This is a genomic window from Streptomyces sp. UC4497 (assembly GCF_054871485.1).
Genome location: NZ_JBTYHB010000012.1, coordinates 14,190 through 32,379, shown reverse-complemented (window position 1 = coordinate 32,379; position 18,190 = coordinate 14,190). Strand labels below are relative to the sequence as shown.

Annotated in this window: 37 protein-coding genes and 1 tRNA gene; 9 read left to right on the top strand and 29 right to left on the bottom strand. The window is 69.7% G+C overall.

Going from position 1 to position 18,190, the window contains the following annotated elements; all coding sequences use genetic code 11:
• Positions 1-14: 14 nt before the first annotated feature.
• Positions 15-170, bottom strand: coding sequence for a hypothetical protein (locus tag ACYSUO_RS18605; protein WP_461777252.1), 156 nt, complete (start codon positions 168-170; stop codon positions 15-17).
• Entirely contained in the window at positions 167-538 is a 372-nt protein-coding gene (locus ACYSUO_RS18600) for a hypothetical protein (RefSeq protein ID WP_461777251.1), read from the bottom strand. Before ACYSUO_RS18600 ends, ACYSUO_RS18605 begins: the two co-directional genes overlap by 4 nt.
• A gap of 182 nt (positions 539-720) precedes the next feature.
• On the opposite strand from ACYSUO_RS18600, the gene ACYSUO_RS18595 reads away from it, so the two are divergent.
• Positions 721-1,125 (top strand): helix-turn-helix transcriptional regulator, encoded by a 405-nt coding sequence (locus ACYSUO_RS18595; protein WP_461777250.1) that lies wholly within the window; start codon positions 721-723, stop codon positions 1,123-1,125.
• Positions 1,126-1,215: 90 nt separating this feature from the next.
• A complete protein-coding gene (locus tag ACYSUO_RS18590; protein WP_461777248.1) occupies positions 1,216-1,455 on the top strand; it encodes a hypothetical protein in 240 nt (79 codons plus the stop codon).
• 117 nt (positions 1,456-1,572) lie between these two features.
• On the opposite strand, the gene ACYSUO_RS18585 is transcribed toward ACYSUO_RS18590, so the two are convergent.
• Both ACYSUO_RS18585 and ACYSUO_RS18580 read right to left on the bottom strand, forming a co-directional pair.
• Positions 1,573-1,803 (bottom strand): hypothetical protein, encoded by a 231-nt coding sequence (locus ACYSUO_RS18585; RefSeq protein WP_461777247.1) that lies wholly within the window; start codon positions 1,801-1,803, stop codon positions 1,573-1,575.
• Positions 1,800-2,042 carry an ArsR family transcriptional regulator gene (locus tag ACYSUO_RS18580; RefSeq protein WP_461777246.1) on the bottom strand — a complete coding sequence of 81 codons (243 nt, stop codon included), beginning with the start codon at positions 2,040-2,042 and terminating at the stop codon, positions 1,800-1,802. The genes ACYSUO_RS18585 and ACYSUO_RS18580 overlap by 4 nt, the downstream gene beginning before the upstream one ends.
• 114 nt (positions 2,043-2,156) lie before the next feature.
• Here ACYSUO_RS18580 and ACYSUO_RS18575 point away from each other — a divergent pair, with 114 nt between their 5' ends.
• Positions 2,157-2,369: a hypothetical protein gene (locus tag ACYSUO_RS18575; protein ID WP_461777245.1), complete on the top strand. Its 213-nt coding sequence runs from the start codon at positions 2,157-2,159 to the stop codon at positions 2,367-2,369.
• Between the two features lie 18 nt (positions 2,370-2,387).
• Positions 2,388-2,672, top strand: a complete 285-nt coding sequence (locus tag ACYSUO_RS18570; RefSeq protein ID WP_461777244.1) for a hypothetical protein — start codon at positions 2,388-2,390, stop codon at positions 2,670-2,672.
• A gap of 40 nt (positions 2,673-2,712) precedes the next feature.
• Here ACYSUO_RS18570 and ACYSUO_RS18565 read toward each other — a convergent pair whose 3' ends face one another.
• The 22 genes from ACYSUO_RS18565 to ACYSUO_RS18460 all read right to left on the bottom strand — a co-directional run bounded on the left by ACYSUO_RS18565 (position 2,713) and on the right by ACYSUO_RS18460 (position 12,305).
• Positions 2,713-2,883 (bottom strand): hypothetical protein, encoded by a 171-nt coding sequence (locus tag ACYSUO_RS18565; protein WP_461777242.1) that lies wholly within the window; start codon positions 2,881-2,883, stop codon positions 2,713-2,715.
• A 360-nt stretch (positions 2,884-3,243) separates the two neighbouring features.
• On the bottom strand, positions 3,244-3,993 hold the full coding sequence (locus ACYSUO_RS18560) for a hypothetical protein (RefSeq protein ID WP_461777241.1): 750 nt from the start codon (positions 3,991-3,993) through the stop codon (positions 3,244-3,246).
• A gap of 95 nt (positions 3,994-4,088) precedes the next feature.
• Positions 4,089-4,352 (bottom strand): hypothetical protein, encoded by a 264-nt coding sequence (locus ACYSUO_RS18555; protein WP_461777240.1) that lies wholly within the window; start codon positions 4,350-4,352, stop codon positions 4,089-4,091.
• Positions 4,349-4,585, bottom strand: coding sequence for a hypothetical protein (locus tag ACYSUO_RS18550; protein WP_461777239.1), 237 nt, complete (start codon positions 4,583-4,585; stop codon positions 4,349-4,351). The genes ACYSUO_RS18555 and ACYSUO_RS18550 overlap by 4 nt, the downstream gene beginning before the upstream one ends.
• On the bottom strand, positions 4,582-4,713 hold the full coding sequence (locus ACYSUO_RS18545; protein ID WP_461777238.1) for a hypothetical protein: 132 nt from the start codon (positions 4,711-4,713) through the stop codon (positions 4,582-4,584). The genes ACYSUO_RS18550 and ACYSUO_RS18545 overlap by 4 nt, the downstream gene beginning before the upstream one ends.
• On the bottom strand, positions 4,710-4,982 hold the full coding sequence (locus ACYSUO_RS18540; RefSeq protein ID WP_461777237.1) for a hypothetical protein: 273 nt from the start codon (positions 4,980-4,982) through the stop codon (positions 4,710-4,712). The genes ACYSUO_RS18545 and ACYSUO_RS18540 overlap by 4 nt, the downstream gene beginning before the upstream one ends.
• A 77-nt stretch (positions 4,983-5,059) precedes the next feature.
• On the bottom strand, positions 5,060-5,611 hold the full coding sequence (locus tag ACYSUO_RS18535; protein WP_461777236.1) for an Lsr2 family DNA-binding protein: 552 nt from the start codon (positions 5,609-5,611) through the stop codon (positions 5,060-5,062).
• 67 nt (positions 5,612-5,678) lie between these two features.
• On the bottom strand, positions 5,679-5,924 hold the full coding sequence (locus ACYSUO_RS18530) for a hypothetical protein (RefSeq protein WP_461777235.1): 246 nt from the start codon (positions 5,922-5,924) through the stop codon (positions 5,679-5,681).
• The gene (locus ACYSUO_RS18525) at positions 5,921-6,739 is read right to left on the bottom strand and encodes a hypothetical protein (protein WP_461777234.1); all 819 of its coding nucleotides are present in this window, start codon (positions 6,737-6,739) and stop codon (positions 5,921-5,923) included. The genes ACYSUO_RS18530 and ACYSUO_RS18525 overlap by 4 nt, the downstream gene beginning before the upstream one ends.
• 83 nt (positions 6,740-6,822) lie before the next feature.
• Positions 6,823-7,260: a hypothetical protein gene (locus ACYSUO_RS18520; RefSeq protein ID WP_461777233.1), complete on the bottom strand. Its 438-nt coding sequence runs from the start codon at positions 7,258-7,260 to the stop codon at positions 6,823-6,825.
• Positions 7,260-7,496, bottom strand: coding sequence for a hypothetical protein (locus ACYSUO_RS18515; RefSeq protein ID WP_461777232.1), 237 nt, complete (start codon positions 7,494-7,496; stop codon positions 7,260-7,262). Before ACYSUO_RS18515 ends, ACYSUO_RS18520 begins: the two co-directional genes overlap by 1 nt.
• Positions 7,493-7,786 carry a WhiB family transcriptional regulator gene (locus tag ACYSUO_RS18510; RefSeq protein WP_461777231.1) on the bottom strand — a complete coding sequence of 98 codons (294 nt, stop codon included), beginning with the start codon at positions 7,784-7,786 and terminating at the stop codon, positions 7,493-7,495. The genes ACYSUO_RS18515 and ACYSUO_RS18510 overlap by 4 nt, the downstream gene beginning before the upstream one ends.
• Before the next feature lie 2 nt (positions 7,787-7,788).
• Entirely contained in the window at positions 7,789-8,220 is a 432-nt protein-coding gene (locus tag ACYSUO_RS18505; RefSeq protein WP_461777230.1) for a hypothetical protein, read from the bottom strand.
• Positions 8,217-8,435, bottom strand: coding sequence for a hypothetical protein (locus ACYSUO_RS18500; protein WP_461777229.1), 219 nt, complete (start codon positions 8,433-8,435; stop codon positions 8,217-8,219). The genes ACYSUO_RS18505 and ACYSUO_RS18500 overlap by 4 nt, the downstream gene beginning before the upstream one ends.
• Positions 8,432-8,737: a hypothetical protein gene (locus ACYSUO_RS18495; protein WP_461777228.1), complete on the bottom strand. Its 306-nt coding sequence runs from the start codon at positions 8,735-8,737 to the stop codon at positions 8,432-8,434. The genes ACYSUO_RS18500 and ACYSUO_RS18495 overlap by 4 nt, the downstream gene beginning before the upstream one ends.
• A complete protein-coding gene (locus ACYSUO_RS18490) occupies positions 8,734-9,648 on the bottom strand; it encodes a hypothetical protein (RefSeq protein ID WP_461777227.1) in 915 nt (304 codons plus the stop codon). Before ACYSUO_RS18490 ends, ACYSUO_RS18495 begins: the two co-directional genes overlap by 4 nt.
• Positions 9,645-10,535, bottom strand: coding sequence for a PD-(D/E)XK nuclease-like domain-containing protein (locus tag ACYSUO_RS18485; protein ID WP_461777226.1), 891 nt, complete (start codon positions 10,533-10,535; stop codon positions 9,645-9,647). Before ACYSUO_RS18485 ends, ACYSUO_RS18490 begins: the two co-directional genes overlap by 4 nt.
• Positions 10,532-10,792 (bottom strand): hypothetical protein, encoded by a 261-nt coding sequence (locus ACYSUO_RS18480; RefSeq protein ID WP_461777224.1) that lies wholly within the window; start codon positions 10,790-10,792, stop codon positions 10,532-10,534. The genes ACYSUO_RS18485 and ACYSUO_RS18480 overlap by 4 nt, the downstream gene beginning before the upstream one ends.
• On the bottom strand, positions 10,786-11,118 hold the full coding sequence (locus tag ACYSUO_RS18475) for a hypothetical protein (RefSeq protein ID WP_461777223.1): 333 nt from the start codon (positions 11,116-11,118) through the stop codon (positions 10,786-10,788). Before ACYSUO_RS18475 ends, ACYSUO_RS18480 begins: the two co-directional genes overlap by 7 nt.
• Entirely contained in the window at positions 11,115-11,603 is a 489-nt protein-coding gene (locus tag ACYSUO_RS18470; RefSeq protein ID WP_461777222.1) for a hypothetical protein, read from the bottom strand. The genes ACYSUO_RS18475 and ACYSUO_RS18470 overlap by 4 nt, the downstream gene beginning before the upstream one ends.
• Positions 11,600-11,974, bottom strand: coding sequence for a hypothetical protein (locus ACYSUO_RS18465; RefSeq protein WP_461777221.1), 375 nt, complete (start codon positions 11,972-11,974; stop codon positions 11,600-11,602). The genes ACYSUO_RS18470 and ACYSUO_RS18465 overlap by 4 nt, the downstream gene beginning before the upstream one ends.
• A 94-nt stretch (positions 11,975-12,068) precedes the next feature.
• The gene (locus ACYSUO_RS18460) at positions 12,069-12,305 is read right to left on the bottom strand and encodes a hypothetical protein (RefSeq protein WP_461777220.1); all 237 of its coding nucleotides are present in this window, start codon (positions 12,303-12,305) and stop codon (positions 12,069-12,071) included.
• 565 nt (positions 12,306-12,870) lie between these two features.
• On the opposite strand from ACYSUO_RS18460, the gene ACYSUO_RS18455 reads away from it, so the two are divergent.
• From ACYSUO_RS18455 to ACYSUO_RS18445, 3 genes are all read left to right on the top strand, one after another.
• Positions 12,871-13,221 (top strand): helix-turn-helix domain-containing protein, encoded by a 351-nt coding sequence (locus ACYSUO_RS18455; protein ID WP_461777219.1) that lies wholly within the window; start codon positions 12,871-12,873, stop codon positions 13,219-13,221.
• Positions 13,222-13,770: 549 nt separating this feature from the next.
• Entirely contained in the window at positions 13,771-15,063 is a 1,293-nt protein-coding gene (locus ACYSUO_RS18450) for a site-specific integrase (protein WP_461777218.1), read from the top strand.
• Between the two features lie 80 nt (positions 15,064-15,143).
• A tRNA-OTHER gene (locus ACYSUO_RS18445) sits at positions 15,144-15,261 on the top strand.
• Between the two features lie 34 nt (positions 15,262-15,295).
• Here the strand turns inward: ACYSUO_RS18445 and ACYSUO_RS18440 are convergent.
• Positions 15,296-15,730, bottom strand: a complete 435-nt coding sequence (locus tag ACYSUO_RS18440) for a hypothetical protein (protein WP_461777217.1) — start codon at positions 15,728-15,730, stop codon at positions 15,296-15,298.
• Between the two features lie 160 nt (positions 15,731-15,890).
• Here ACYSUO_RS18440 and ACYSUO_RS18435 point away from each other — a divergent pair, with 160 nt between their 5' ends.
• Positions 15,891-16,142, top strand: coding sequence for a DUF2277 domain-containing protein (locus ACYSUO_RS18435; RefSeq protein WP_461777216.1), 252 nt, complete (start codon positions 15,891-15,893; stop codon positions 16,140-16,142).
• 57 nt (positions 16,143-16,199) lie between these two features.
• Here the strand turns inward: ACYSUO_RS18435 and ACYSUO_RS18430 are convergent, their stop codons facing one another.
• Positions 16,200-16,832, bottom strand: a complete 633-nt coding sequence (locus ACYSUO_RS18430) for a DedA family protein (protein ID WP_461777215.1) — start codon at positions 16,830-16,832, stop codon at positions 16,200-16,202.
• 239 nt (positions 16,833-17,071) lie between these two features.
• On the opposite strand from ACYSUO_RS18430, the gene ACYSUO_RS18425 reads away from it, so the two are divergent.
• Positions 17,072-17,605: a superoxide dismutase family protein gene (locus ACYSUO_RS18425; protein WP_461777214.1), complete on the top strand. Its 534-nt coding sequence runs from the start codon at positions 17,072-17,074 to the stop codon at positions 17,603-17,605.
• An 88-nt stretch (positions 17,606-17,693) separates the two neighbouring features.
• Here the strand turns inward: ACYSUO_RS18425 and ACYSUO_RS18420 are convergent, their stop codons facing one another.
• Positions 17,694-18,143 carry a DoxX family protein gene (locus tag ACYSUO_RS18420; RefSeq protein WP_327663548.1) on the bottom strand — a complete coding sequence of 150 codons (450 nt, stop codon included), beginning with the start codon at positions 18,141-18,143 and terminating at the stop codon, positions 17,694-17,696.
• Positions 18,144-18,190 lie beyond the last annotated feature (47 nt).

Below are 18,190 nucleotides of genomic sequence, written 5' to 3'. Positions count from 1 at the left end.
GGCCGGTCGGCGGGTCAGTTGGTGCTGGCCTGCTCGTTGCCGTGGGCGCGGGCGTGGGCGAGCTGGTCGCGGGCGGCGGCCTGCTGCGCGGGGTTCTGCGCCTTGGCGTAGTCGGCGGCCGCCTGCTTCTGGAGCTCGGCGACGCGCTCGGCCTCGGTTGGCGCGCTCATGCGATCAGCTCGGCGGCCGGGATGTGCCGCATGATCGGCAGGTCGGTGCCGCCGCTCGGCTCGTCCCAGTCGGTGACGATCTGGACGTCGCCGATGTTGGGCACGGGGACGGTGAGGGTGATCTCGGTGGCGGGCCATGTGCGGCTGCCGTCGCTGGTGGAGCGCGAGACGAGGCGGGTGGTGACGGTGCCGCCGGCGCGGACATAGATCGCGTTCAGCTCGTGCTGCGTCCACGCGGTGATGAAGTGGAGGGTCTCGCCGAGGTGCTCGTTCGGCGTCCAGCCGCGGGGGAAGCCGAGGGCGCGGGCGACGAGGGCGGCTCGGCTGGGGGCTTCGCTGGTGGTCTTGGTGTCGGTACCGTGGGCCACGGACCTGCTCCTTTGATCGCGTCGGGGTGGGTCCGCCCCGGCCCAATGGAGGTGCAACTCCGGGCCGGGGCTTCCTTGTTGGTGCAGTGCCAGACTGGCAGGAACCTCTTTACAACGTCAAGAGGTTCGGGAAGGATGTTGCCGTGCCCAAGAGCCCTGATGCAGAGGGGAGCCCGCGCTTGATGACGACCAGCGAGATCGCGGTGGAGCACGGGGTCAGTCGGCAGACGGTGCACACGCACCGGAAGCGCGGCGACTTCCCGAAGCCTGTCGAGGGTGAGGGCAGTACGCGGCCCCGGTTCCGGGCTGACGAGGTGGCCGCGTTCTTCGCGGCGAACCCTCCGAGCCCGGGCAAGCGCACGGATCTGGCCTCACGAGACGAAGGAGTGCCCATGAACGTCACCGAGTTGCACCCGGCGGGCGACCCCGAAGCGGATCTCACCAAGGGGGAACGACTGGCGAACGTGCTCTCCTACCAAACCGGTGTCGCAGCCCAGAAGATCGGCCTCACCGACGAGCAGGCCGAGAGGGCCGCACAGGCGGTCGCGCGGGCCGTGCAGGAGGTGTCTGCCGACTGGGACGCGTAGCCGCGCGCAGTCGAGCCCCCGGCCGTCGTGGTCGGGGGCTTCGTCGTGCCCGCCGCGCCCCGTCGTGGGGCGCGGCTTAAGATCCGGTTCGTGGCGATCGAACTTCCGGATGACCTGATCAAGTTGCAGCGCGCGGCCGACGACGAGGGCAAGAAGCTGGAGCACCTCGACGACGACGACCGCGAGAAGCAGCGCGAGGTGTGGTTCGAGGCGGCGGCGAAGGCTCAGGCCGCGGTCACCGTGTACGCGCAGGAGGCCGGTCTCAACCGGTTCGACGTCGAGAAGCAGCTCCGGCAGATCACTCGTCATCCTCCGAAGGCGGAGGAGTAGCTCGACGACTGCGGCGGTTCCGTAGCCGAAGGTCATGCACCGTTGTGGATCGGACCCACCAACTCAGGACCACGATGCCGCCGATGGCGATGCCGAAGGCCACTGTCAGGAAGCCGTTCATGTGGTGTCGTCTGCCCCGGTCGCTCGCGGCCACTCTCGGAGCGGCCACTCCCGCCCGCCATCCCATTCCGTGAGGAGCAGTCGCGCGCTGGCATGCTCCTCGTGCTGCGCCTGGAGCCCGTCGAACTTCCCGTCGGCCGTGTCCGGGTCGTCCCACCAGCCGTCCAGGATGCGCGTGCCGTCGCGGTCGAAGGCGACGTGATAGCGGCCGGGTGGGGTGTAGGTCACAGGTCGCCGCCGCAGTGCGGGCACATGCGCCGGCGTCTCCATCCGCGCGTGCGGATGTCGATGCCGCGCTCGCGCATCTTCTTGAGTTGAAGGCTGATCGTCGAGGGGGTGACGCCGACGGCGTCGGCCAGTTCGCGCACGCTCGGCTCGCCGTCGAGCTTGAGGAGCAGCTCGCGGTAGGCGCGCTCGATGCCGGCCTGTCGGATGTCGGCGGGCTGCGAGTGGATGGTGCGGGACATGGTCACCCCCGGAGGCTTGGCGATCACTTCCCTTTAACTAGAGCACGTGTTCGATTTATTCGGCAACGAGGCGCGCGACCTGCGAGGCTCGCCCGCCAGGCGCACCCTGGAGGTATGGCGAGCGCCCCGATAGTCGTGCACCCGCCGCTCGGCACCGGCGGCCGGCGCGTCACGGCTCGCGGACAGATCCTCGGCCTCGCGCACAGCGACCACGACGTCGTGGAGTTCCTGCGCCGGGCCGGGCTGGACGACGCGGAACGACTGCTCGACGATCCGTCGTGGGTGAAGTGGCGGGGCGGGCGCGCGCACCACTACGAGGCGGCCTGATCCCCGCAGGAGGCGATCATGGCGGAATACGATGGACCGGCTGTTCTTGAACTCGATGACGGCAGACGATGGCAGGCGCGGGCGCAGCTCGATGGATTTGACCCGCCCTTCCGCGGACGGCTCGACCTCGACCACGGGCCTGTTGACGCGGCGGCCGAGGGCATCCCTCGGGAGGGCCTCGGGGTACAGCTGCACCTGCTTGACGAGCCGCGGTATTCGCTGGAGGTCGCGATCTACCGGCGTGAACAGAAGTGGAACGGGGGCGTGACGCTGCGTATCGCGGACACGTCGGCGACTCGGTGAGGCTCCTCGGGGTGACCGGGCGTAGCTGCTTGCCCGTGACTCATCCACGCGACGGTACCCGGCCAGCGAGGTTGGCGAGCAGGTGGCGCGCGAGCTCGGCATCCGGCTCATGCCCGTCGCGGACGTCCGCGAGCAGCCCCATCAGGTCGTGCGCGTCGTCGAGGTCGAGCACGGGGAGTAGCGGAGCGGGCGGCGGGGGTACGAAGGTCACGTCGTCGTCGAGGTCCACGGCCCGGTAACGCTCGCGCAGCGAAACGAGTCACGGGGTGCAGCATGGAGCTCCCGGCCTCGCGCGAGGTCGGGCGCTCTTCATGTCAGGGATCAGCTAAGCCATTCCCAGATTGTTCGCGCCAGCAGCCATCGAGCTGTGTACGCGGCCAGGGGGCCTATCGCGCGTAACCCCGTCTTCACGAATGCGCGCCAACTTGTTGCCGCCACCCGTACTCCTTTCGTTGGAAAATGCGGTTCGTTATGGACCGCCGCATCTCCTCGGGAGCACTACCGATTTTACTCCTTTCGGTATGTTTCGGGCGGCTGGGCTCGTCGACGTTGCTCGAGCGTGGAGGCACGTTCATGCCGCGATCGCCCCGCCCGCCGTCCAGATCCCCCCGCACCCGTTGCAGTGCGCGACCGGGGCCCGGCCTTCGCCGCCGTGCATGTCGATCTCCCCGCCACAGGCGCAGCGTTGGGCGAGCGTCCTCTTCTGCGCTGCAATGTCGAGGGCCTTCTCCACGCGCTCCGCGGCCCCCGCGGCGACGATGCCGATCCGGCGGGCCTCGTCGTCGGTGAGGCGCCGGCAGGGGCCGGGCTTGAACTCGATGCGGGCGAGGAGCCACAGCGCGGCGTGGGGTGCGGAGCGTCGGCCGGTGTGCCGCCACCTGCGGGGGTCGGCCAAGTCGGCGCGGGCGAGCACGGCTTGGCGTTGCCGGTCGCGGTGGGCGATGTCGGCCTCCCGCTGGCTGCCGTAGGTGGCGTGGCGTGCGGTCGGCATAGCCATGGGCGGGCGTTGTGCGGCGCGGGCGATGTCGTCGGCGCACTGGGTGAGCGCGGCCTCCACGGCGCGCATGGTGTCCACGATGGTCAGGCTCAAGGGCGGCCGGGTGACGCCGAGTTGGTTCGGGTCGCGGTCGAGGTACTGCCGGTTGTAGGCGGCCTGCCAGCGTGCGGCTTCGGCGAGCTGCTCGTCGGCGTGGTCGAGGGCGGTGAGGTAGTCGCTCATTCGGCCGGCGGGGGGCCAGGTGGTGCCGGTGGTCGTGAGGGCTTCGCGGAGGTCGGTCCAGTGGAGGGCGATGGTGCGGAGGTGTGCGGCGGTGGGGTTCATCGAGCGCTCCTGGTGCTGGTGGGGCGGTACGGTGTTGCCACCGGATGGGGCGTGCCTGCTGTCGTGGTGGACCTGGGCGCGCCCCTTCGTCGTGCTCAGCGAACGTCGTGGACGCAGGTGGCGCCCGCGGGCTTTCCACAGCAGCGCTCGGTCGCTGCCGGCCCGGGCTGCTCGTCGAGGGATGAGCGAACCATCGCGAGGGCGTGCGCGCCGGCCGAGTCGCCGTTCGTCATGCACGACGTGCGCCACTCTTCCTCGACTTGTCGGGCCCGCTCGATGGCGGCTTCGGCCTGCTCGGCGCGCTCGTACAGGGTGTCGAGTTGGTCGCTGGTCAGCGCGTCCAGCGGGATCCGGTTCATGCGGCGCTCCGGTGGCTCTTGTGGTTGGGACAGGTGTGGTCGTGTTCGAGGCCGGTGGACGTCCACCAGAGGTCGCAGCACGCGTCGTTGAGGTCGCGGATCGCTTGGATCATCAGCGCGTTGTCGTCCTGGCGGGCGGTGGCGCCGACGTTGATGATCCGAATGCGGGCGCTGGAGTGGCCCCAGATCCAGCCGAGCGCGACGGCGAGCAGGGCGACGATGAGCAGGGTCATCGGGACCTCCTTCTGTGGATGACACCGGCGAGGGCAACAGCCGCGGCGGTGGTGAGGGCGGCGCCGCCGGCGATCCAGGCGAGCGCGCCGACGATGACGGTCTGGGCAGCGGCGATGAGGTCGGTCATCCGTCGGGGTGGCCTTCCCATGCGGCGAGACGGGCGGTGGTCTCGGCTTGGGCGTTGGTCAGATGGGTGTGGTCGCGGAGGACCTCTTGCAGGGCGTTCCAGCAGCGGGCGGCGAGCAGGTACAGGTCGCGCTCGACGTCGGTGTCGAAGTGGCCGCAGGCGGCGTTGAGTCCGGTGGTGAACTGCATAGCCTTGATCTGCGCGAGGCGGGCCGGGGTGATGGTCGACGGGCTCGGTTCGTAGTGGGCCTCGTAGTCGGTCTCGGTCATCGTGGCTCCGGGGTGTTGTGTGGTGGACTGGTCGGGTCGGCCGCCCCCGGTATCAGCGGGGGCGGCCGTGCTGCTGTTCACGCGCTGTTGCGGGCGCGCCAGGCGTCGAGGACGCGCTTCGGGATCTGGCCGACCGGGGCGCACTCGATGTCGTTCGCCGCGGCCCATGCCCGGACCTCACGCGTGTCGTAATCCCGGGCCGGAGCGCGGCGCTTGCGCTTGGCCGGCACCAGCTCGGCCTCGCGGGCGCGGAGTTCGGCGAGGCGCTTCTCCAGCTGCTCGGCCTCGGTGCCGATCGCGGTCAGCTCCTGGTCGGCGGCGTGGCGTCGGCGGAGGCCGGTGAGGGCGACGCGGGCGCGTGCGGCCTGGTCGCGGATGTCGCTGTCGGGGTGGTCGTCGCCCCACTTGAGGAGTTGGCCGACGGGAATGGCTTCCTGCGCCTTGAGGCGGACGTCGGCGTCGCGCGTGATCTGCACGTCGGCGACCGGGCGGGCCGGCCGGAGGACGGGGGCTGTGGTCATGGTCTGGGGCCTTTCGTCGGGGAGGTGGAGTCGGTTGTGTCGGGCTGCGTCGGGGCCGCCCTGCGTGTCGATCTCGTCGAGGAGCGCGTGGAGCGCGGCGATGGTCATTGGCAGATCCGTGGTGTCGGGTCCGTAGGTCTTGCGCGCGGGGCGGCCGTAACCGAGTGACGCGCGCTCAGGCGGCGTTGGTGTCGGCTTGTCCGTCGATGAGTTGGAGGTGTCGGCGTTGGTCGGCGCGGGCGTCTTCGTCCCAGATCCATCCGTCGATGGCGGTGAGGAGGTCGGCGCAGTGCTGGGCTTGCTCGGTGGCGCTCCAGGTGGGGCCGGGCCGTACGTGGGCGTCTGAGGGGCGAGGGGGGAGTGCGTGACCGAAGGTGCCGGTGGGCACGTCTTCGGCGGCGAGGCGCTCGTGTGGCGTCATGACGCGGTCCTCTCGCTGGGTTTCTGGCATGCGGTGTGGGTGGTGCGGCCGGGGCGGCGGGGGTCGGGGGCGAGGTGCCAGCCGCATTCGGTGCAGCGGGTGATGCCGTCGGCGGCGGGTTGTTCGCCGTGGGGTTGTTCTTGATCGGGATCGCTCTGTTGGGGTTCGGGAGCCCCTACCAACTTGGGTTTGGAAACAGACCCGGCCCCGTCTTGGGAAAGACCTTGGGAAGTACCTGGGTTGTTCGGGTCGCGGTCACCCGAACCATTCGGGTCGCGGTCACCCGAACTCATACGGGTCGCGGTCACCCGAACTTCCTCGGCCTGATCCGCCTCAAGTTCGGGTCGCGGTGGCCCGAACTGGTTCGGGTCGCGGTCACCCGAACTTTCGTCGGTCTCCTGCCATACGGCCGGCCGCTTCCCTGGCTTGCGTGCCGTCGAGCGGAGGTGGTCCTCGGCGGCCTGCCAGTCCGGGAACGGGGCGAGGAGGAGGCAGTACACGGTGGGTACGCCGCGGCGCCGTTCACCCCTCACTCCGACGACTCCCGCGTGGATCGCTGCGTCGAGGTAGCGGCGGGTGTCCTTCTCGGCTGCGCAGGCGGCCTTGGCGATGTCCTGGATGCGGATGGCCTTGCGGTCGGCGAAGCGGAGCTCTCCGGCGGCGTTGGACATGGCGCGCAGGGCGTAGAGGAGCGTGGGCAGCCCGGAGCGCCGTACGGCGGTGGGCATCTGCCGCGTCCACTTCCAGGCGAGCGCGTTGCCGAAGCTGTTCGGCACGCTGCCGGGGGTGGGGGCGGGCTGCTCCTCAGTGCTCAACTCGGGTCTTCTCTCGTGATGTTGCGGAAGCGTTCCGTCAGGGCCGTGCGCGGGGCGGGCGGTGTGCCCGCCCCGAACGCGGGTTAGCGGACGTACTCGGAGCGGCGGCGGTCCTCGACGCGGCGCTTGTGCGCCTTGAGCTCGTCCTCGGTGGGCTTCGTGACCGTGACGTCGAGGAGAGCCGCGTCGGGGCGCTGCGGGCCCTCGCCGACCTCGTCGAGCGTTCCGTCGATCTGGCGGCCCCTCCACATGGCGCGCTTGGCGTCGGCCAGGGCGGCGGCGTCCTCGTTGCTGCGGGCGACCTCGCACTCGGTGACGCGGACCTTGACCTGCGGGTCCTTGTCCTCGCCGTCGGCGTGACCCGTGTAGCTCTTGGAGGTGAGCGCGACGATCGCGTACACGGTTGTTCCGGGCTTCTCGAAGAGGCCGCGGCGTTGGTCGCGGGAGAGCGAGGCTTCGATGTGCGCGGCGCCGGCGTCGAGCTTGACCTCGGGGACGTCGGCGGGGCTGAGCTTGGGCATTACAGGGTTCCGTTCTGGTAGGCGTCGGCCGCGTCGGCGGCCTGTTGGGCGAGGGCCTGCTCGGCGCAGGTCTTGTGTGCGGGCTTGTGCTTGGAGTCGCGGAGGTGGGTCGGCTCGGCGCAGTACCGGCAGGGGCGTGCGTGCTCGAAGTCCCAGTGGGAGGAGTCGCTCCAGTCGAGGAGCCCGCCGGGCGGGGGCTCGGTCGGCGCGCGCCGCTTGGCCCGTCGGCGCGTCACGGCAACCGCCCGCTGACGCGGAGCCGGGTGTAGCGGCGGTGGCGTTGTCTCGGGGTGAGCCCGCCGAAGATGCCCCAGCGCATGTCCTTCGAGCGGGCGCCCTCGATGCGCATGGCGTCCTGGAGGCACTGCTGTTGTACCGGGCAGCCGGCGCAGACTCTCTTGGCGTACGCGATGCCGGCCTCGTTGCTGTCCGGGAACATCACCTCCGGGTCCTCGCCCCGGCACGCGGCGAGGTCACGCCAGGCGTTCGAGTCGGGCAGGACCAGGGCGAGGAGCGCAGCGAGCATGGTCACCACGCCCCGCTCGCGAGGGGGTCCTCGCCCTGATCGAGGCCGGTGACGACGAGGACGAGGCGCCCGCCTTTTACCTTGTGGCCGAGGCGCATGTCCGGGCCGACGAGCTGCGTGTGGTCGTCGTCCTCGAGGAGCCCGGCGTCGACGAGCCCGTCCACGGCGGCCTTGAACGACGGGTACCAGTTCGCGGGGTCGGCGCGGCCGTCACGACGCGGGTGCAGGACGCCGAGGATGTGCGCGCGCTGGAACAGCGGGCCCGGCTTGGCCGCGGCGAGCGCATCCATGAGCGCGGGGCACTCACTGACCGCTTCCATGGCCTTGGCGCGGATCTCGGCTGTGATCTTTGCCTTCGGGCGGTGGTGCATCCGCTGGTTCGCATTCAACAGCGGCATCCCGGCCGGGAGTTGGATCACGTACGGGGTGCTCACTCGGTGTCGTCCTCGGTGTAGTGGGTGTGGCCGCAGTCGCCGCAGGTGTGTGCGTCGCGGTGCAGGACGGCCGGCGTCTCCGTGCCGCAGGGGGTGCAGTAGCGGAAGGCCTGCGTGATGACGGGCCGGTGCGGCGCGGCCGGGAACAGCGCGGCCCGGGGCGCGGTGGCGGCGCGGTGCTGGCCGGTGGGGCGGATGAGTCCACGGAGCTTCACGGCTTCACCTCGGTCTTCTTGTCGGGGCGGCGTTGCTGCCAGCGGGCGCCGTCGGTGACGGCGGTGGAGTTGAGGCCGAGGGCGTCGTCGAGTCGCGCCTGGAGCTGGTCCGCGCGGCGGACTGCGGCGGCCCGGGCTTCGTCGGCCTGCACGTAGTGCTCGGCGGAGGACTCAGCCGCGGCCTTGAACGCGTCCCGGTCCTTGGCGAACTGGTCCCGTTCACCGCGCAGACGCTCACGGTCGGCGGTCGCGGCCTTCAGGTCGCGTACGAAGCGGCGGCGGGTGACGAGCGGCCACTTCATGCGCGGGCCCCCGATCCGGGCTCCGCGGCGGCCGGCCACTGGCCGGAGTCGGCGTCGCCATCGCTCGGGGCGGGCGCGCTCTGGTCTTCGTGCTGGCGGGTGATCTCGGCGACGGTCACGCGCTGCTGCGGGAACTCCTCCTCGACCGTCAGCTCACCGCGGCGGATCGACTCCGAGATGATCTGGAGCTGGCCGAGATCCAGGTTGGTCCACTTCCCGGAGGCGCGGCCGGACCGGTTCTCCTCCAGCTGCTCGACGGTGACGCCGAGCCCTTCGAAGTGGCTGATGCAGTCGGCGACGCGCTGTGCAAGCGGCTTGTCGCCCTGGCCGTTCTCCACGGTGTTCGTGGCAATGGTCTTAGCCTGCTCGCGGAACCAGTCCGGCAGGACACTGAAGATCATCTCTCGCAGTCGGCGGGCGCCGTTGTTCGAGTTGTTCTCGTAGACGTCCCGCGGATCCTCCAGGCGAGTCCCGCCGCTGTCCTTGGTCCACCGGGTGTGCGGCACGATGAACGTCGTGGACGCCCGCTCGTTGGTCTCCAAGTCCCAGGCCCACGCCTGCATCTCGGACTCGCCGGCCGCGTCGTCGCGGCGCAGCTCGTGCACGCCGTAGTGGATGTTCGTCCAGCAGCGGGCGAGTTCCTTGGCGAACTGGATGGTCTCGCCGGACACGTTCGAGGTGCCGCGGCGGAAACGGAAGAACGAGCGGATGGCGAGGCTGTGCTGCGAAAAGCCGGTACGCATCTTGGCGATGGCCTGCGCCTCGTTCCGGGGGAACTGGCGAGCCACGATGACAGCGGCCTGGACCTCGGCGACCGCACGGGACTGCTCAACTGCGGTGCCCTGTCCGACGAACGACGGGGCGGGCGCGGCAGGGACAGCGAAGTCGCTGGTGTGAGCCGGGTAGTTCACAGGTACTCCAAGGTGTCTCGGGTCTCGGCCCACGGCGGCACGGCGACGGATACGACGTCGTCGCTGTAGCCGGGCCAGTAGCCGTCGGCGGTGCACTTCGCGAAGGTTTCGAGGGCGCGCCGGTTGCGTGCGGCGGCGATGCGGCGGGCCGTGGCGTTGACCTCGATCACGGTGATCACGTACGGCGCGGTCTTCTCCTGGCAGACGAAGACGAACGCGGCCTCGTCGTCGGCGATGCCGAGCGCGTGACAGCCGGACCGGTAGGTGTCGTCCTGCTGGTGGTAGCCGAGGTCGTCGATGACGCGCGTGAGCTTCTCGGGGTTGGCCGAGACGCACGTCTTGTAGTCCGGGATGATCAGCCGCCCGGAGCGGGGGTTGGGCAGCCAGTCGAGGCGGGCGCGACGCATGACGGCGGTCTTCTCGTCACGCCAGAAAAGCGACCGCTCGGGGGTGCCGTGGTCCGGGTCGAACAGCAGGCTCGCGACGGGGTGCCGGCGCAGGGCGTCCGCCATGTCGTGCACCATCTGGAACTCGGCGGGCTTCAGCGGGATCTCGCCCGCCTCGCGGGCCTGGAGCACGGCGGCCTTCGCAGCGTTGGTGTTCCAGGTGTCGTGCTCGATCTTGCGCAGCGTCGGCCCGTTGCCCAGCACGAGCTTGTGGGCGGCGTTGCCGATGTCCCACACCTTCTTCACCGGCTGTGGGTGGTCCTGCTCGTATCGGAAGATCGCCGGGCACGAAGGCGGCAGAAGCTTCCGGGCTCCGCTCGAGGAGAGGGCGTACCGGTGGGAGTGGTACTCCTCGTTCGTCATGTCGTAGATGCCGGGCTCGGTGATGGGGGCCGGGCCGGCGGCCGGGGCCGAAGCCCCGGCCTGCACGGTCGTCGTCATGCGGCGGCACCGCCCTCGCGCTGCCTCGGCACCGGACGCGGCACCCATCGGCGCCCCGTGTCCGCGAGCGCCACCTCGTCCGCGATGTCCAGCTCGTCGGCCTCGGGCTCGTTGTTCAGGTCGGAGTCGTCGGACATAGCGCCTTCGCCCTTCGGGTCGTTGTTCATCGGGAACTCGCGGTCGAGGCCGTGCTTGAAGAGGAGGAGGCCCTCGCCGGAGAGCGCGAGGGAGAAGACGAGGAGCGCGATCGTCAGCACGAGGCACCGCCCATCTCGGCCTCGCGGAGGGCCTGCGTCGGCGCGAGCAGCGCCGTCAGCCGGTCTGCGGAACGCCGCGGATCCGGCGTCGGCTCACAGTCGCCGGAGTGTCCGGCCGGGCGCTGACACCGATAGCCAGGGCCGAGATCCGCGCCGCACTCCAGCTCGGCGAGGCGCTCGCGCATGGCGGCCACCTCGGCGGCGTGCTCCGGGGAGTTGAGGAGCCCGGCGGCGTCGAGGGCGAGCGCGATGCCGGCGGCGACGCGCCCCTGCTGCTGTGCGGCGAGGATGGCCCCGGACGCGGCGTTGATGGCGCGCGTGTTCACTCGTCGGCCTCCTCGTCGTACTCGGAGGCGATCTCCAGCGGCGTGACGAAGTAGCCCGAGCACACGACGTCCTCGCCGATGCACAGTTCTTCCGCCGCCAACTCGGAACCGTCGTCCGGGACCCAGCCGAGGAACACCTCGTCGCCGATCTCGCGGCGCAGTACCGTCTCGCAGTGCTGGCGCGCGGCCTGGCGGTTGGAGTACGTGCCGAGGGTGATGCCGGAGTCCGGGTGCTCCGCGCGGTAGACCGTGGTCGGTGCGGCTTCCAGCTCGGTAACGCGGGCCTCGGCGTCGAGCAGGCGGCGCAGCACCGGGGCCATACGCTCACCCATGTACGACACGAGGTTGAGGCAGTACAGGTCTTCCCACGTGGGGTGCTCGTGCTCGCGGACCTTCTGCGTCGCCTCGGCGAGGGAGACGAGCAGGTCATCGCGCACTGGCTTCGCGTCACCCAGGAAGGCGGCAAGTTCGACGGGGGCGTTCATGCGGCGACCGCCGCATCGCGAGCCGCGGGCACCCAGGTCACGGCCGAGATCCGAACCTCGGCTCCGCTCACCTCGAACTCGGCGGCGTGGTGCACGGCGTGGCCCTGAGCGGTGGCCCCGCTCGCCGAGTCCGTGAGGGTCATGCCGAACGCCTGCGCCCACAGAGCGGCATCAGCTTCGGTCGAGGACTGCAACGTGATGTGCGCCCGGTTCGTCGACGCCTCCAGGCTCACGGCGAGGAGCGGGGGCATCGCCTCGCCACCTTCGGCGATGAGGCGGGTGGCGACCTCGCGGACGAGGGCAGCGCGCTCGTCGACGAGGGCCATCGCCTTCACGGCCATGGTCATCGGGTCGGTAATCTCAGTGGCCATCGGGGCCTCTCTTTCTGTGATGGGTAGGGGCGCCGTAGTCGTGGGGTCGCTCAGGCCGGGAAGTCGGAGCGGCTCTTCGGCGCGTGAGGGGGAGTCAGCCGGTGGCGGCGAGCTGCGGGTCCGGCTGCGCGTTCTCCGCGTGCCAGGCCTCGCAGTCGGCGAGGTTGAAGCGCCGGCCACGTCCGGCGTAGGGGACCGTGGGCATCCCCTGCTTGATCCACTGGAGGATCTGCCAGTCGGAGACGCCGTAGTACGTCTCGATCTCTCGCTGGCTCAGCAGCGGGACGAGTCCGGCCGGGAGGGCGACTATGCGGTCACTCTTCTTCGGCATCAGACCTTGACCTTTCTACTGTCGTAGTCGAACGTGTGGGCATGCTGAAGAGGTCCTGGAGGGGGGCGCTCGTTCTCCGGTGCAGCGCTTCGGCGACGAGCCAGGCCGTAGACAGCTCGCATTGGGTGCGTGCGGTCCTGCCGCGTCCGGTGAGGCGTCCGACGGTGGCGGGGCTGATGCCCCTACCGATCGGGTCCACTTCCTTGGTGGCCTCGGCGAGCTCCGGACCGGAGAGTCCAGCTCGGGCCATGGCGTCTCTAAGTGGCTTGCCTTCGCCCTTGCGGCTGACTTTGGGCATGCGGACCTCGTGCCTGGTGGTGGTGTTGCTCACTCCGGTGTCGGGGTGATGCGACATTTCTACAGTCGAAGTCGAAGATGCGTCAACGGGTTCGCCGAGTTCTGCCGAGAATTCGTGAGGGCCGCGCGATCTTCGAACCTGTGTTCTATTCTGGTGGCATATACAAGCGCCGACGGCGCGCGACGGGGAGGTCACGCGCCGGACTAGAACGCGTCACGCTTCTACTTTCACTTGCGAAAAGTAGAAGCGGCGGGGCAATCTTGGCGCGTGAAAACCGAGGAGCCTCACGAGGACTTCGCGCAGGTGCTCGCCGAGCTGATGGACCAGAACAACCTCGACGGCAGCAAGCTCGCGCGGCGCATCGGTGTGTCGACTTCCACGGTGAACACCTGGATCCACCGCAAGCGCACTCCGCGCGACGACGCCATCCGGAAGCTCGCTGACGCCTTCCCCTCGTTCTCGGTCAAGCGCCTAAGCGATGCGGCCGGCCGCAAGGCCCCCGGCCCCCTCTCTCCTGATCGCGTGGAGCGACTCATGGAGCTCTTCGCTGGCCTCACTGAGGATCAGCAGGAAATGATGGAGATCCAGGCGAAGGCGCTCCGCGACAGCAACCAGTAGCGCACTGATGCGCCGTCAAGTGCAGGCGTACAACCTTTCCTTGATCGCGCGAGTCTCCTCCAAACGGACTCGTTCACTCAACGTAAGAGTTCGCTCACAAACCTTGCGCTGAGTGGTCGCATATTCCATCGGCAGGGGCTATCTTCGACCGCACGGCCGATGTCCTCCCCCACGGCTCTCTCTGACCACTCGTGTCTCTGGGGGGACCGTCATGTGTATTCGCGCGCAGTACGCGCCGCTTGCCTCGCTCGTACCGTGGGACGCCGACCGCCAACTCGTTTCGATCCCAGCCGAGTTGCGCGTGCCCGGGTACGCACTCCTGGCCCTCCGTGCCGTCCTTTCCGAACTCGCGATACCCCAGGGCGAGTTCGGTGCACGCTGCTGGTGTGGCGAGCCAATCCGGCTCGTCGCGCACGTCCCACAGCAGCGAAGGAGTGGCGAGGTGATCAACCTTGGCGCGTAACCGCGAGCAGGGAACCACGCGAAGCAGTGCGGATTTCCCTGCCGATCATCAAAGGCAGAGCTACGGCGCAACCGAGGAGGACCGTCGTGCCGCGTAAGCCTCTGAACAACCCACGCCAGATCGAGACCAAGTCCTGCGGCTGCCCGGCCTGCATGGCCAAGTACCCGCCCGAGCAGTACGGCGAGCGCCGGCCCCGCCGGGACTGCATCGGGTCCTGGCAGGCCCGTTACCGCGACCCCACCGGCAAGCAGTGCTCGAAGAACTTCCCGATCAAGAACGGCGGGAAGAAGGCCGCCGAGGACTTCCTCGACAGGACTAGGACCGAGGTCCGGGATCGGAGCTACCGGGACCCGGAACGCGGCAAGATCCTCGTCGGCGACTGGTGGGAAAAGTTCTGGGAGGTCCAGAGCAAGAAAGGCAAGGTCAAGACCCGCAACCGGAAGCTCAGCATCTGGAGCGCCCACATCGAACCGAAGTGGGCCAAGTACAAGCTGATCGATCTGGAGTACATGGCGCTCCAGCGGTGGCTCACGCACGAGGTGAAGGGCTACCGGACGCAGTGCCAGGTGCGGCGCCTGCTCATCACGCTCCTGGAGGCGGCGATCAAGGATGGCGAGCGGATCAAGATCAACCCCGCCGAGCACCTCGAAGTCACGGCACCCAAGCCCGCCAAGCACCCCGACGACCTGAAGCCGCCGACGGTCGCGCAGTACGCCCTGATCCACGCAGCGCTCCCCGAGTACTACCAGCGCATCCTGCGGGACTTCGCGTACGAGACCGGCATGCGGCCGGGCGAGTACGCGGGCCTGCGCCTCCACTGCCTCGACGAGGAGAACATGGTCGTCCAGGTGCGGGAGATCCTCGTCCTCGACAAGGGGCGGTTGTGCCGGCAGGAGGCGCCCAAGACCGAGGCAGGGTTCCGGACGGTGCCGCTGACGCCGACGGCGATGGAGGCGCTGCGCTGGATGGTCGCCAAGTGGCAGCCGAAGCGCACGCGTTCAGCGATCGGTGACGGGTACGACCTGCACACGGAGGAGCTGGTGTTCCGGGGTCCAAAGGGTGCTGCGCTGAACATGAACAATTTGCAGCGCCCGTGGAAGAAGGCCATCGAGCAGGCGGGCGTGGCGCGCAAGGTGAAGGACCCGGAGACGGGTCGCACTGAGTGGTGGCCGCGGCTGTACGAGTACCGGCACGACGTGGCGAGCCGTCTGCACCACGCAGGCGTGAAGGAGGTGGACGCTCAGGCGTTCCTCGGGCAGAAGCGTGGCGGCAAGGTCACGTGGATCTACACCCACGAAGGCGAGGGGGCGCAGGAGCGGGTGCGTAAGGCGCTGACCGGCGAGGGCGGCGAGGGAAGTGGACTCCGGGCCGTTGAGTGACCCAATGGCGGTGGAATCCACAAGGAGTCCACAAGACCCCCTCGGCGAGTCTCGGCGAGATCCGAAGGGACTCAAAGTGGGGGCGCAGTGAGGGTGTGATCGAGGTCCGGCGAGTCTCGGCGAGACTCGGAAACGCTGGTCAGAGCGATGTACTGCCTTACAAGCAGAATGTCGGCGGTTCGAAACCGTCCGCGCCCACCGTGAAGCACGATGAACGAAGGCCCTCAGGCGATCAAGCCCGGGGGCCTTCGCCGTTCCCGGAGCCTTCATTGCTCCCGGGGCCTCCATCGTTCCCGGGACTGTCTTCGTTCCCGGCGTCGTCGCGCGCGGGCTCGTCGTGCACGTGCTTGAGGCGCGCGCGGGCCCGCACCGCGTCGCTGCCCGTCAGCTCGGACCAGTACCGATGGCACGTCACGAAGACGGCCAGTTCCAGCTCGCGCCTGCGGAGTTTCTCCACCTCCGCCTGATCGTCCTCGCTCCAGCCGGGCGAGGCCGCGCGCTCCATCTTGCGCCAGCCCTGCGTGTCTATGACCGCGTCATGGGGCTCGACCGACCAGGGGAGCCGCTTGAGCAGGGCCAGAAGCTCGGCCCTGATCTGATGCAGCTCTGCCTGGCCGGCGAGAAGGTCGCCGGGAAAGTCGAAGTCGGAGTCATCGGTCGCTGCCACCCGGCAATGGTACGTCTGTTCGAATTCAGGGTGCGAGCAACTTCGGGTACTTCATCGGGTGGTTCACGCGAACGTGTGGTCATCGGGGGTCCGGCCGTGGGATGCCCGGCCGTTGGGCGATCGCCGGGTGCGGAGCGCTCCCCGGCGGCAGACTGGAGGCATGTGCCGCAGCATCAAGACCCTTCGCCCGCCAGCGCTCCCCGAAGAGGCCACCGGGGACGAGATCAGGGCCGCAGCCCTCCAGTACGTGCGGAAGGTGTCCGGCTTCCGGGCGCCGGCCGCGCACAATCGCGAGGTGTTCGAACGGGCGGTGGACGACATCGCCCGCGCGACCGCCGAGCTGCTCGACGGCCTCGAGGTGCGCGGATCCGCGCACTCGAAGGAACCGAGGGAGGCGGCTCGGGCCTCCTGAGTCGAAGGCAGGGCGGAGCGGCTCAGGCCTCTTGAGCCGAGAGCGGGGCGGAGCGGCTCAGGCCTCCTGGGCCGCCGGCACCGGCCTGCGCATCACATAAGCCGCCACCGCGCCCGCGCCCACCAGGGCGAGGACCGAGACGATGGTGGAGAGCCAGCTCGCGCCGAGCCACTGCGCGCCGAAGTAGCCGAGCGCCACGCTGTACGCGGCCCAGGCCACGCCCGCGGCGGCCGACCACGGCAGGAACTCGCGGACCCGGCGGTGCGCCGTACCGGCCGCGAAGGAGACGACCGAGCGGCCCGCGGGCGCGAACCGGGCGATGATCACGAGCAGCCCGCCGCTGGAGCGCGCGAGCGCCCCGCCGAGACGTTCCTGCGCGGTGCTCAGGCGGCGGGAGCGGGCGAGGGCGCGGTCCAGGCGTTCGCCGCCGCGCCAGGCGATCCGGTAGGCGACCAGGTCGCCGAGGACCGAGGCCGTCGCGGCGCAGAGCGTGAGAGCGAGCAGGTCCGGGAGGTTGGGGTGCGGCACGCCGCCGGTGGCGGCCGCGCCGCCCGCGGTCGCGGTGGCCGCGGCGATCACGAGGAAGCCGCTGGGCAGCACGGGCACGAACACGTCGAAGACGACGGAGAGCGCCACGATCGCGTAGATCCACGAACTGTCGGTCAGTGACCCCAGGACACCTTGCAGCACTGTTCGCCTACTCCCGTACGGACCGTTCCGGTGCTTTCCGGCCGTTCCTCCCGACAGGAGCGGCTGACATGACAGCTCTACAGCGTACGCCTCGGAAGTGGCTGAAGTGGCGAAAGGGGCACAGTTGTTCCTGATCTCACGTTCCCGCGTGTTCCTGCCGTGATGGGTCGGTCACGTCCCGTACCAAAAAGTCAGTATAGGACGGGTCTGGTGACCCCCAGTGATCGGAGGAAAGGGAAATGAAGGCGAAAATCGTGACAGGTGTCCTGGCGGCGGCCGCTCTCGCGGTGACCACCGGCACCGCGAGCGCGACGACGAGTTACTGGGTGCGGATGGCGGGGCACTTCTCGCCGCCCAACGCGTTCGTCGCGTCCTCGGCGCTCACCTACGACAAGGCCCTCGTGCCCCCGGCGTCGTCGATCGAGGTGTCGCAGCACGGGACCGACTCGTCCGGCATGACGGTGAGCATGCGGGTGAGAGGGCTCGTGCCGGGCCACGAGTACGGCGCGCACGTGCACCAGAAGTCGTGCGGCGCCGACCCCGAGGCGGCGGGCGGGCACTACCAGGACGTGGTGGACCCGAAGCGGGTGACCGAGGAGAACGAGCTCTGGCTCGACTTCACCGCCGACGCGAAGGGCGATGGCAGCGCGAAGGTGCACAAGTCGTGGGGGCTGCGGCACGGCGGCGCGGGCTCCATCGTGATCCACGACAAGCCGGGCGCGTCGGGGGAGCGGGTGGCGTGTCTCTCGGTGCCGTTCACCTCGATCTCCTGAGGCCGTACGTGCAAGTACGCGTATGACGGCGGCCCGCCCTCCACGAGTTCACGTGGGGAGCGGGCCGCTGTCATGCGTGCGCGGAACCTCAGGCCGGGACGGCCTCGCCGGTCCGTGCCGTGTCTTCGACCCGCTCGCCGCGTCCGGCGAAGAGGCGGTCGAGGCCCAGCGCGCCGGAGCCGGTGAAGACGAGCAGCAGCATCGCCCAGCAGAACAGCACGGAGGCCTCGCCGCCGTTCTGGAGCGGCCACAGCGACTCGGGCTGGTGGACCTTGAAGTACGCGTAGGCCATCGAGCCCGACGCGATGAAGGCGGCGAAGCGGGTGCCGAGGCCGAGCAGCACGAGGCCGCCGCCGACGAGCTGGATCACGGCCGCGTACCAGGCGGGCCAGGCGCCGGTCTCGACGCTGCCGCCGCCCATCGCCCCGCCGAGGACGCCGAAGAGCGAAGCGGCGCCGTGGCAGGCGAAGAGCAGGCCTATGACGATGCGGAAGAGGCCGAGAGCGTAGGGCTGGGCGCGGTTGAGACGTCCAGTCATGGTGGGGCTCCTTCGGTCGGTGGGGACGTAACCGAGAGCACCGGCGC